We start from the raw sequence: 13,909 nt of genomic DNA, 5'->3' as shown, positions 1-13,909 counted from the left end.
AGCGTTGGATGTGAAACAAATCCAAAACGCTGGCCATCCGGTCGATGTGATGCTCCGAATCATAGGGCGTGGATCACGTCCTACGGCTGGCGCGTGCGCGCTGACTGTGGTGGTGCTTTGGGGAGCGCGTCAACAGCGGCAGAAATGGAGTGATTGATGAGTTCATTGGCCACAGACCGTGTAGCCCAATGTTCTTCCGGTGAATTCTCGGCGCCACCCTTTGCACTGTCGCCCGCGCAGACGGCCCTGTGGTACGCCCAGCGGATCCGTCCGGATGTGCCGCTCACCATCGCTCAGTACGTTGAGCTCCACGGTGACCTCGATGTCGGCCGACTGCTCTACTCGGTCGAACGCTTCGGCGCGGAGAGCCAGGTCGGCCAGGTGCGCCTTGTCGAGATCGACGGCGTGCCGCACCAGGTGATCGACCCGGCGCGCCGCCCGGGCTGGGCGAGGATCGACCTGCGTGAGCAGGCCGACCCGCACGCCGCCGCGCTGCACTGGATGAACGCGCACGCGAGCTCGCCGATCGATCTGGAACGCGATCCCCTCACTACCAATGTGGTGCTGAGGACCGGCGATTCGGACTACATTTGGTACGCACGCGCCCATCACATCGTCATCGATGGCTACGGCGCGATGAACGCGCTGACCCGCACCGCCGAGATCTACACCGCGGTCGAGAGCCGCATCGAGCCCTCGGTCTCCCGCGCGACGCCGCTGGACGCGATCTACGCCGACGCCTCCACCTACCGCGACTCCAGCCGGTTCCGCACCGACCGCGACTACTGGTTGGAGCAGCTGGCCGGCGCGGGCGAACCGATGACGCTGTCGAACGTCAGTGACACCACCTCCGCACTCGAGGTGGGCAGGCGGCGTGCGGCCGCCGTCCTCGACGAAGCGACCGAGGCGGCGATGGTCTCGGCGATGGCCGCGTGCGAGACGCACAACTCGACGCTGTTCGTCGCGGCGCTGGCCAGCTATGTGCGCTCGGTGACAGGAAACCCCGATGTAGTACTGAGCCTGCCGGTGTCGGCGCGCACCACCGTCGCACTGCGCCGCTCGGCCGGCGTGGTGTCGAATGTGGTGCCTATCCGGCTGAAGTTCGGGCCGGAAACCACCGTGCGCGACGCCGTGCGTGCCGCCGAACTGCAGATCACCGGCGCACTGCGCCATCAGCGCTACCAGCACGACGACATCCGACGCGACTGCGGCTACTCCCGTGACGCGCGCGGCTTCTTCGGGCCGATGGTCAACATCATGCTGTTCCACACCGAGCTGAAGTTCGGCAGTCTGCTCGGCTCCCTGCACGTGCTGGCGACCGGCCCCGTCGAGGACCTGTCGATCAACCTGTACAACGGTGAGGGCAACCGCATCCACGTCGATTTCGAGGCCAACCCCCGGCTCTACGGTGACGCCGAACTGGCGGTGCACCACACGCGCTTCCTCGATTTCCTGGCCCGATTCCTCGCCGCCGAACCGAGCACCCCGGCGTTGTCATTGACGGCGATCACCGATGCCGAACGCGAACGCGTGCTGCACGAGTGGAACTCGAATGCGGTGGTTGCGCAGCAGGGGACGCTGAGCGAGCTCTTCGCCGATCGTGTCGTGGTGCGGCCGGGCGCGATCGCGCTCGAGTTCGGTGACGAGACGTTGACCTATCGCGAGCTCGACGAGCGGGCCAACCGGCTGGCGCGGCTGCTCATCGCCCGCGGCGCGGGGCCCGACACAGTGGTCGCGCTGTGCATGCAACGCAGTATCGAACTCGTCGTCGGCATGTACGCGATCGTCAAGACCGGCGCCGCCTACCTGCCGCTGGACCCCGATCACCCGGTCGACCGGCTCCAGGAGATCCTGCACCAGGCCGCGCCGGTCTGCGTGCTCACCGCGGCGCGTGAGGAGCTGACGCTGCCCGCGGACGCCACGCCGGTGGCCATCGATACCGTCGAGCTGTCGGACTACGACCCGCGCTCGATCGCCGACACCGACCGCCGCGCGCCCTTGCGCTCCGACCATCTCGCTTACGTCATCTTCACTTCGGGTTCGACCGGAAAGCCCAAGGGCGTCGGGGTAACCCACGCGGCGATCGTCAACCGGTTGCGCTGGATGCAGCATGAATATCCGCTCGACGGGACCGACGCGGTATTGCAGAAGACCCCCGCCACCTTCGACGTATCGGTGTGGGAGTTCTTCTGGCCCTTGCAGATCGGTGCCAGGCTCGTGATCGCGGCACCGGACGGGCACCGCGATCCCGCCTACCTCGCCCGAACCATCGCCGAAAAGGGCATCACCACAGCCCATTTCGTGCCTTCGATGCTGTCGGTTTTCGTCACCGACACCGACGTGCGCGCCTGCACCGGGCTGCGTCGAGTCTTCTGCAGTGGCGAGGCGTTGCCCGCGGCTACGGTCCGTGACTTCTACGCCGCGTTGCACGGATCGCGGCTGCACAATCTGTACGGCCCCACCGAAGCCGCGGTCGACGTCACCTACTGGCCGTGCACAGCCGACGCGCCGAGCGTGCCCATCGGGTCACCGGTATGGAACACCCAGACCTACGTGCTGGATTCGCGCCTGCAACCGGTACCGCCCGGAGTGGCGGGCGAGCTGTACCTGGCCGGTGTCCAGCTGGCCCGCGGCTACCTCGGTCAGCCTCGGCTGACCTCGGATCGCTTTGTGGCCAATCCGTTCACGCCGGGCGCCAGGATGTACCGCACCGGTGACCTCGCGCGCTGGCAGGCCGACGACTCCCTCGGTGTGCTCGAGTACCTGGGCCGCAGCGACTTCCAGGTCAAGATCCGTGGCCTGCGCATCGAACTCGGCGAGATCGAGGCGGCGCTGCTCGCGGACGAGCGAGTCGCCCGTGCGGTGTGTGTGGCGCTGGCAGGACGAACCGGTGACGAGCTCATCGGTTATGTGGTCGCTGCCCCCTCGGCGAACACCGACGCAGCGGGCCTGGACACCGCCGCGCTGCTCGCGACCCTGCGCCGCGCTCTGCCCGGCTACATGGTCCCGTCGGCGCTGATGGCGCTCGATGAACTACCGCTGAGCCCGAACGGCAAGATCGACCGCAAGGCCCTGCCCGCACCGACCCATAGCGTGCGCCCGGCAGGCGGGATCATCGCCGAGCCACGCACCGAAGTGGAGCGGGCGCTCGTGGGCATCTTCACGGAGGTTCTCGGCACCGACGGCATCGGCGTCGAGGACAGCTTCTTCGATCTCGGCGGCAATTCGCTGATCGCCGCCCGTGCGGTGGCCCGCGTGAACGCCACCCTGGGTACCGGGCTCACCATTCGCGACCTGTTCGAGGCCTCGACGATCGCCGCGCTCACCGAACGATTCGCCGCCCACGAACCCGACATCTCCTCGCCGAAACTGGTCCCGGTCGTCCGCCCGGCTCGGATTCCGCTCTCGCTGGCACAGCAGCGGCTGTGGATCCTGAACCGATTCGCTGAACATGCCGCCGCCTACAACATGCCACTCGCGGTCCGTATCAGCGGCCCGCTGGATGCCGAGGCGTTGCGGGCCGGACTCGTCGATGTGATCGAACGCCACGAGAGCCTCCGCACCACCTTCCCCGATGCTGCGGAGGGACCGTGCCAGGTCGTGCATCCCGCGGGCGAAATTCCGCTCACTCTCGATCCGATCGACGCGGTCGGTGCGGATGTGGCTGTGCTTGTCGCCGAATTCGCCGGGTACGGTTTCGATCTGCGCAGCCAGGCCCCGATCCGGGTCGCGCTCTGGCGCACCGGTCCCGATGAACATGTGTTCCTCCTTGTGCTGCACCACATCTGCGGGGACGGCTGGTCGATCGCGCCGCTGGCGCGTGACCTGATGACGGCCGTCGCCGCACGGGCGAGCGGGACAGCGCCGCAGTGGGCGCCGCTGCCGGTGCAGTACGCCGATTTCGCACTGTGGCAACGCGAACTGCTCGGCGAGGAGGCCGATCCGGCCAGCGCGCTGAGCCACCAACTGATCCACTGGCGTTCGGCGCTGACGGGCCTGCCCGATCAGCTCGATTTGCCGCTGGACCGCCCGCGTCCGATGCGTAGATCGACCACTGGTGACCGGGTGGAGTTCACGATCGCGCCCGCGACTCGCCGCGCCGCGGCCGAATTGGCAGCGGCAAGGGGCGTCAGCATGTTCATGGTGCTGCACGCCGCGCTGGCGACATTGCTCGCCAGGCTGTGCGCGACAACGGATGTCGCCATCGGCACGCCGATCGCGGGTCGTTCGGACCCGGCGCTCGACGAGCTGGTCGGCATGTTCGTCAACACCCTCGTGCTGCGCACCGAAGTAGATCTCGCCGCCGGCTTCGACCAGATGCTGGATGTGGCGCGCGAGACCGACCTCAACGCCTTCGCCAATGCTGACGTTCCGTTCGAGCGCCTTGTCGAGGTCGTCAACCCGGAGCGTTCGGCGGCGCGCCACCCGCTGTTCCAGGTGATGCTGTCCTACGACCGCGCACCGGAAATGCGCATCGATCTGCCGGGCGTGCTGGCCGAAATTCTGCCGGTCAACTCCGACGTCGCCAAGTTCGATTTGCAGCTCGAGGTGCACGACAGCATCGGTGACGGACCACTGTCAGCCGAATTCGGTTATGCCACAGATGTTTTCGATAAGCGTACGATCGAGGGTTTTGCGCGCCGATTCGTCGCAGTGCTGAACGCGGTGGTCGCCGCGCCGAGCATGCCGATCGGTGACCTGGAGATTCTCGACCGTCGCGAGTCCGCGAACCTGGTGCCGATCGCCGGACCGCCCGCCGAGCCCCCGACCAGCCTTGCCCGGCTGCTCACCGACATCGCCGAGCGGCTGCCCGACGCGGTCGCGGTGCGATACCTCGGCGTCGACACCACTTATCGCGAGCTCGACGAGATGTCGAATCGCCTGGCACGAGTGCTGATCGAACACGGTGCGGGTCCGGAGGTCGTTGTCGCGATCGCGCTGCCGCGCAGCCTCCACTCGATCGCCGCGGTCTGGGCCGTCGCCAAGACCGGCGCCGCCTACGTGCCGATCGATCCGAGTTACCCGGCCGAGCGGATCGGGCACATGATCTCCGATTCGGGCGCGATCCTGGGGCTGACCGTCCCGGATTGCCAGGCCGCTATGCCCGCGTGGCCCGCTGTGCGTGGCAAGCACCGCAAGGACCACGTCGACTGGTTGGTGTTCGGCTCCGACGAGCTGGAAACCGAATGCGCGGACTACTCCACGGGGCCTATCACCGACGCCGATCGCCACCACCCGATGCGCACGAGCAATCCGGCCTATTTCATCTATACATCCGGTTCCACCGGGCAACCGAAGGCCGTCATCGTTACCCACGCCGGACTCGCGTCGTTGGCGCAGGAGCAGAAGTATCTGTTCGGCGTGACGGATTCGGCGCGGACACTGCACTTCTCCTCGCCGAGCTTCGACGCGTCGGTCTTGGAAATGCTGCTCGGCTTCGCCGCGGGCGCGACGATCGTGGTGGCACCCGCGGGGATGTACGGCGGCACCGAACTCGCCGCGCTGTTGCGCGATGAACGGATCACCCATGCCTTCATCACCCCGGCGGCGTTGGCTACGGTGCCGCCCGAGGGCCTGCCCGAACTCGATGCGGTTATCGTCGGCGGTGAGGCGTGTGCCGCGGGATTGGTCGCGACCTGGTCGGCCGAACACCGCATCCACAATATGTACGGCCCGTCCGAGGCCACCGTCGCCGCCACCGCGAGCGGACCGATGGTGGCGGGTGTGCCGGTGCCGCTCGGCCTTCCCATCCGCGGCATGCGACTGTTCGTGTTGGACGGACGGCTGCATCCGGTCCCGCCGGGGACGCCCGGCGAGCTGTACCTGTCCGGTCCCGGCCTGGCTCGCGGTTATCACGGTCGCTACAGCCTTACCGCGCAACGCTTTCCCGCGAACCCGCACGGACGGCGTGGCGAGCGGATGTACCGGACCGGTGACCTGGTGGTCGCCGATTCGACCGGACAGCTGCGCTTCCTCGGCCGCGCCGACGACCAGATCAAAATTCGTGGCTTCCGCATCGAGCTCAGCGAGATCGATCACGTGCTGCGCACGCATCCGGGTGTGAGCTCCGCGCTCACCGTCGTACATATCGACGAGCAGGGGCAGCCCAGGCTCGCGGCCTACCTGACCGCCGATGAGCCGGTCGACGCCGCTGCCGTCAGCGAGACCGCGCGCCAGCGACTTCCGGGATACATGGTGCCCGCGTCGGTCGTCGTGCTCGACGAAATGCCGGTCAGCCCTGCGGGCAAGCTCGATCGAAAGGCGTTGCCGGAACCGGTCTTCGCCGCGCTCGGGGCCTCGCGTGCACCGAACACCGAGTTGGAGACCCGTGTCGCGGGAGTGTTCGGCCATATCCTCGGGCGGCCGGTGACCGGTGCGGAGGACAGCTTCTTCGATGTCGGCGGCAACTCGCTGCTCGCCACCAGGCTCGCCGCCGCGCTGCACGCGGAGTTCGGTGTCGATCTGCCGGTGCGGGTGATCTTCGAACTGCCGACGGTCGCGGGTATCGCCGAGCGCATTACGGAAGCGCCCCGGACGCAACGGGCGGCGCTGGCTGTGCACACCCCACGTCCGGGACGCATTCCATTGTCGCTGCCCCAGCAGCGACTCTGGTTCCTCAACCGATTCTCTCCCGAATCCAGTGCCTACAACATCGCATTCGTCATTCGAATCGACGGCGATCTGGATGTCACGGCACTGCGTGCGGCCCTCATCGACCTGGTGGACCGGCACGAGGTGCTGCGGACGGTGTTCCCGCAGGACAATATCGGCGCTCATCAGGTGGTGCTGCCGATCTCGCGTGCCATGCCGGTCCTCGAGCCGATCGCGGTCGACGAGGTGGGCGCCGATCTCGCACTGCACACACTCGCGCGCGACGGTTTCGATCTGACCAGGACCACTCCACTTCGAACCATGTTGTTGCGCACCGGTTCCGATCACCACCTGCTCGGCATCGTGATGCACCACATCGCCGCGGACGGCTGGTCGCTCGGTCCGTTGACCAGGGATCTGGCCACCGCCTATATCGCGCGGCACCAGGGCAGTGCGCCCGCGTTGGCACCGCTTCCCGTGCAGTACGCCGACTTCGGGCTGTGGCAACGCGCCTGCCTCGGCGAGGAATCCGACCCGCAGAGCATCGCGGGCATCCAACTGGAGTACTGGCGTACCGCGCTGCGGAACCTGCCCGACGAGCTGCCGCTGCCCTACGATCGGCCGCGGCCCGCCGACCCGACGCTGCGGTCCGGCACCGTGCGGTTCACGGTGCCGGAACCGATGCAGCACGCGCTCGGGCAGTTGGCCCGTGAGCAGGGCGTGAGCCTGTTCATGGTGCTGCGCTCCTCGCTCGCGGTGTTGCTGCGCTTCGTGACCGGCGGCCGCGACGTGGTGATCGGCACCCCGATCGCAGGCCGTACCGACACCAAACTCGACGAGCTCGTCGGTATGTTCGTCAACACCCTGGTGTTGCGATCGGAGGTGGATCCCGACAGCCCCTTCGCGGCACTGCTGCGCGCGGATCGGGATACCGAGCTGGCCGCCATGGCGCATGCGGACATTCCGTTCGACCGCGTCGTGGAAGAGCTGGGTCGTGAGGCACGTGCGAGCAGCCGCCCCCCGCTGTTCCAGGTGGCGTTGACGGTGCAGGACGGTCCGGTTCCGACCCTGGAACTGCCCGGCCTCGAGCTGCGAGCCGAGGAGCTGGACATCGCGCTCGCGAAGTTCGATCTGGAGCTTCGGGTCGCGCAGATCGGTGGCGACGCCGGTTCCAGCGAACCGGGTCGTGCCTTCGAATTCGTCTTCGCCACCGAACTTTTCGATGCCTCGACCATCGAGACACTCGCCGACCGCTTCCTCAGGGTGCTGGCCGCCGTCACGGCGAATCCTCGGGTATTGGTGCGCGACATCGACGCGAGGACCGAGGGCGAACGGCGCACACTCGCACCGGCCAATGGTGGCCCGACCACCCCACAGTGCACCCTGGCCGCTTATTTCACGGCGACCGCGCACATGCATGCGCACCGTACCGCCGTGCGGTACGGCACCAATTCACTCACCTACGCCGAGCTCGACCGGCGGTCGAATCAATGGGCTCGCGCACTGATCGGGCGCGGCATCGGGGCCGGTGATCGTGTCGCACTCGGGCTGACCCGCTCCATCGAATCGGTCATCGCGATGCTGGCCGTCACCAAGTCCGGCGCGGCATTCGTTCCTATCGATCCGAAGTATCCGGCCGACCGGATCAGGCACATGCTGGTGGACTCCGGCTGCTGGGTCGGGCTGACCGTCGTCGAGCACGCCGAACGCCTTCGGGCCCGCGGCGCGCAGGATGCGGTGTCGACGGCGAGCTCCACACCCACCACCGACTGGCTGCTGCTCGACGATCCCGAACTGGTCGCCGAATTGGATGAGCTCGACGACAGCCTGGTCGACGACCTCGACCGGTTGCGCACAGTGCGGATCAGCGATCTCGCCTATCTGATCTACACCTCCGGTTCCACCGGCAAGCCCAAGGGCGTCGCCGTCACGCACAGCGGGCTGTCGAACTTCGCCGACGAGATTCGCGAACGTATGCAGGTCGATCGAGATTCGCGCACCCTGCACTTCTCCTCACCAAGTTTCGACGCCGCGATCCTCGACCTTTTGCTCGCGCTGGGATCCGGTGCGGCAATGGTGATCTGCCCGACCGATATCTACGGCGGCGACGAACTCGCCGCGCTGCTGGAACGCGAGCGCGTCACGCACGCCTTCATGACCCCCGCCGCGCTGGCGACTATCGATCGGGACCGCTGGCCCCTGCCGAACCTGCGCGCGTTGATGGTCGGTGGCGAGGCATACGGCCACGATCTGGTGACCCGGTGGGCGCCGGGACGGCAGCTGTTCAACGGGTATGGGCCCACCGAGACCACCGTCGTCGTGACGATCTCGGACCTGGTCGTCGACGGACCGATCACCATCGGCACGCCGGTGCGTGGAGCGCGTGCGCTGGTGCTCGACGAGCGCATGCGTCCGGTGCCTGTCGGTGTGCCGGGTGACCTCTACCTCGGTGGATTCGGTGTGACGCGAGGGTATTTCGAGCGCTTCGGGCTGACCGCGTCCCGGTTCATCGCCGACCCCTACGGCCCCGCGGGCTCACGGATGTACCGCAGTGGCGACCTGGTGCGCTGGACGGGTTCGGGCGAGCTGGTGTATTTGGGTCGCAGCGACCACCAGGTGAAGCTGCGCGGGTTCCGCATCGAACTCGGCGAAGTCACCGCGGCGCTGGCCGAACACGAGCACGTGCGGTTCGCGCACACCGAGGTTCGGCAAATTGCGGGTGCGGATCGGATCGTCTCGTTCGTGCAGGCCGCCGACGACGCGGTGGGCGTGGATATCCACAAGGTCCGTGCCCGGCTCGCCGAACAGCTGCCCGTGCATATGGTTCCGGCGAGCATCACGGTGCTCGATCGGATCCCGCTGACCCCGACCGGCAAGCTGGACATCGCCGCGCTGCCCGAACCACAACTCATGGCGGACACCGTCGATCGTGCGCCGGAGACCGAGTCCGAACGTCTCGTCGCGGCCGTGATGGGTGAACTGGTCGGCATCGACACGGTCGGCGCCGACGACAGTTTCTTCGATATCGGCGGAAACTCGCTACTGGCAACCCAACTCGTGGCGCGGTTGGCCGCGGTGACGAATATCAGGCTCGAGGTGCGCACCGTCTTCGGGTCACCGACGGTCGCCGAGCTCGCGGCACTGCTCGACTCCGGTCCCGCGGGTCAGACCGGCGGACCCGAGCTGGTTCGGCGCGAGCGCCCGGAGCGGATTCCGTTGTCGGCCGCGCAGCATCGGCTGTGGTTCCTCAACCGCTTCAACCAGGTCGGCGCACAGGGCGCGGAGTCGGGCCACGCTACGGGCGCTTACAACGTTCCGGTCGTGCTGCGTCTACACGGCGCGCTCGATGTCGACGCGCTGGTGCGGGCGCTGCACGCGGTGCAGCGGAGGCACGAGACCCTGCGCACCGTGTTCCCCGAGATCGATGGCGAACCGTCGCAGCTGGTCCTCGATCCGGTGACGGCCGCGATCACCCTGTTCATCGCGACCGCGCGACCCGACGATGTGACGGAAGCGGTACGGCGTTTCGCCGCACCGGGCTTCGACCTGGCCGCGGCGGTGCCGATGCGTGCCGCGCTGATCACGGTCGATTCCGCGGGCGCCGACGATTCGGTGCAACCTGCCGCGTCCGTCGAGAACGTCCTGGTCCTAGTGGTGCATCACATCGCCATGGACGGATGGTCGCTGGAGCCGCTCGCCGCCGATGTGGCGATGGCCTACCGGGCGGCCTGCGACGAGCAGGCCGCGCAGTGGCCGGAACCCGAGATCCAATACGCGGACTACACACTCTGGCAACGGGACACGCTCGGCACCGAGGCCGATCCCGCCTCTGTGGTGAGCCGCCAGCTCGACTACTGGCGCGGCGCTCTCGATGGCTGCCCCGAACTGCTTGCCGTGCCCACCGACCGTTCGCGTCCGCCGGTGCCGTCCTATCGTGGCGGCGTCGTGGAGTGCACCATCGATGCGCTCACCCATCGGGAGCTGCAGACGGTTGCCACGAGCAACAACGTCAGCATGTTCATGGTGCTGCATGCCGCGCTCGCGGTACTGCTGCACCGGATGACCGCGGCCGCCGATATCGCCATCGGCACCCCGGTTGCCGGGCGCGGACATCCCGCGCTGGACCGGATGATCGGCATGTTCGTCAACACGTTGGTGCTGCGGACCCGTATTGATCTCGATGACAGGTTCACCGACCTGCTGCACCACGTCCGCGACACCGACCTGGACGCGTTCGCGAACGCCGATCTGCCCTTCGAACGCCTCGTCGAGGTGCTCAACCCGGCTCGCTCGCAGGCGCATCACCCGATGTTCCAGGTGATGCTCTCGGTGCAGAACCACCCTGTTCGGGTGCTCGAGCTGCCGGAGCTGCGGATCGAGGCCGCCGATGTGGACACCGGGGTGGCGAAGTTCGATCTCCAGTTCACTCTCACCGAATCCAGGACACCGCTGCGGGAACCCGACGGCATCACGCTGTCGGTGACCTACGCGAGCGATTTGTTCGACGAGGCGACCGCGGCGCGGCTCGGTAGGCGGATGGCGCGGCTGCTTGCCGCCATTGCCGCGAATCCGACCACCGTCGTCGGCGATCTGGAGTTGCTCGATCCGGCCGAGTGGTCCGGGCTCGCTCCGGTGCGCGGCAGCCAGGCGCAGCGCCCGGTGACCTTCCCGGAGTTGTTCGCTCAGGCGGTCGATATCGATCGCAAGGCGGTCGCGTTGCGCGCGGACGACACTCAGGTGACCTACGATGCCCTCGACCGGTGGACCAACCGGCTGGCCCGCGTGCTCATCGGTCGCGGCGTCGGCCCGGAAATGCTTGTGGCACTGGGGGTTTCACGTTCGGTCGAATCGGTAGCGACCATGCTCGCGGTGACAAAAGCCGGTGCGGCGTTCGTGCCCGTCGACCCGCTCTATCCCGAGCATCGCATCAGCCACATGCTGTCGGATTCCGGTGCGGCACTGGGCATTACACTTGAGCAGTATCGGGACCAGTTGCCCGACGGTGCCGAGTGGATCGTTCTCGACGATGAGGACTTCCGTGCCGAGGTGCTCGATACCTCGGACGCGCCGATCGCGGCGGGGGAGCGCACCGCACCGCTGCGCATGGACAATCCGGCCTACGTGATCTACACCTCCGGCTCGACAGGCACACCCAAGGGCGTGGTCGTCACCCACGGCGGCCTTTCCAACTTCGCCGCGGAGACCGCGCAGCGTTTCGACGTCCAACCCGGTTGCCGTGTCCTGCATTTCGCGACGCCGAGCTTCGACGCCGCCATGCTCGACCTGCTGCTGGCCCTCGGTGGCGCGGCGACACTGGTGATCACGCCCGTCGGCGTGGTCGGCGGGGCCGACCTGGCGCAGGTGTTCATCGAGGAGCGCATCACACACGCGTTCATCACCACCTCGGCGCTCGGCACGGTCGACCCGACCGGGGTCACGGAGCTGACACACGTGCTGGTCGGCGGTGAGGCATTGCCGCCGGACCTGGTCACCCGCTGGGCGCCGGGTCGCAACCTATACAACGTGTACGGCCCGACCGAGACCACGATCGTCACGGTGATTTCGCAGCCGCTGGTGCCACGGGGCCCGATAACCATCGGCGGGCCGATCCGCGGTGTCAGCGCGACGATCCTGGACGCCCGCCTGCACCCGGCGCCCATCGGCGTCACCGGTGAGCTGCACCTGGCAGGCACTGCGCTGGCCCGCGGCTACCTGAACCGGCCGGGGCTGACCGCACAGCGGTTCGTCGCCGACCCGTACGGCAAACCGGGTGACCGGATGTACCGCACCGGCGACCTGGTGCGCTGGCACGGGCAGTCCGAGACGGCGCGGGATATCGAATACGTCGGCCGCACCGACTATCAGGTCAAGATCCGCGGCTTCCGTATCGAGCTCGGCGAGATCGACACCGCGCTGGCGCGGCACCCCGACGTCGAATTCGCCACCACCATCGGGCATCGCACACCCGCGGGCGTCACGGCGTTGGTGGCGTATGTGAAGCCGCGCACCGGAACCGCGGCCACCGTCGCCGAGCTGATCGAGCACGTGTCCGAACTGGTGCCGAATTACATGGTGCCCCAATCGATCATGCTGATCGATGAGCTGCCGCTGACCCCGGTCGGCAAGCTGGACCGTAAAGCGCTTCCAGAGCCGGTGTTCCGCGGGACCGACGGCTACCGCGCGCCGGGCACTCCGACCGAGGCGGCGCTGTGCACCGCCTTCGCCGAGGTGCTCGGTGTCGAATCGGTGGGTGCCGACGACGGGTTCTTCGAACTCGGCGGCAACTCGCTGCTGGCAACGAAAGTCGTTGCGCTGCTGCGGGCGGCCGGGATCGAGCTGCCGATGCAGCTCATGTTCGGCGAGTCGAGCCCGGCCGCCATCGCGGCCCGACTGGACGGGCCAGGCTCCGCCGCCATGGCCATCGCCGCGTCGCTGGAGCCGGTATTGCCGATCCGCCCGAGCACGACGTCGACGCGCTCGCCGCTGTTCTGCGTCCATCCCGCGATCGGGTTGGCCTGGTGCTACTCGGGCCTGCTCGCGCACCTGGCTCCGGACCGACCGCTATACGGCCTGCAAGCGCCGCACGTCGCTGGGGAAGAAGGGTTCGCTTCGATCGCCGAGGCCGCCGGACACTATGTGTCGCATATGAAGTCGATCCAGCCGGAGGGTCCCTACCATCTGCTCGGCTGGTCGCTCGGCGGATTGATCGCGCACGAGATGGCCGTCCAGCTGCAGGAGGCCGGTGAAGAGGTCGCGCTGCTGTCGATGATGGACAGCTACCAACTCTCCGATGAGTGGCTCGAACACGCCATCCCCGGTGTCGCGGAGATCATCGGCGAATTCGGCGCTGACCTGGTCGCTGACGGCGCGGAGCTCGACCAGACGATGAACCTGAGCGACGCGGCGGAACTGCTGCGTTCGCAGCCCGGTCCTTTCGCGGCGCTCACCGTCGACGATCTGGAGCGCCTCTACACCGGATACACCGACGGCACGGTGCAGGCGCACGGCTTCCGGCCGCGCACCTTCGACGGCGATCTGCTGTTCTTCACCGCCGCCGACGACGAGAACAACCGCACCGACCCCGCCCGTTGCGCGTCGGCATGGGAGCCGTTCGTCACCGGGGAAATTCATGACCATCACCTGCCGTGCCGACACTCGGCCATGACGACACCGGAGTCGCTCGCCGTGATCGGGCCGGTACTGGACCGGTACCTGGACGCGCGGCACCAGGACGGCGGCAGCACACCCAAGGAGGCACACAGGTGAGCGAGCGAACCGTAAGCGCAACACCTTCGACCGCGTCGGAATTCGGAGACGG

Annotated in this window: 1 protein-coding gene; it reads left to right on the top strand. The window is 67.6% G+C overall.

Translation table 11 applies throughout. The features are described 5' to 3' along the window. The first annotated feature begins 156 nt into the window (after positions 1-156). Positions 157-13,857, top strand: coding sequence for an amino acid adenylation domain-containing protein (locus ACLMAJ_RS04080; RefSeq protein WP_412012120.1), 13,701 nt, complete (start codon positions 157-159; stop codon positions 13,855-13,857). Positions 13,858-13,909: the final 52 nt, after the last annotated feature.

It is taken from the genome of Nocardia arseniciresistens, from assembly GCF_046764875.1.
Taxonomy (GTDB): domain Bacteria; phylum Actinomycetota; class Actinomycetes; order Mycobacteriales; family Mycobacteriaceae; genus Nocardia; species Nocardia arseniciresistens.
This window is presented reverse-complemented; position numbering and strand designations above follow the sequence as displayed.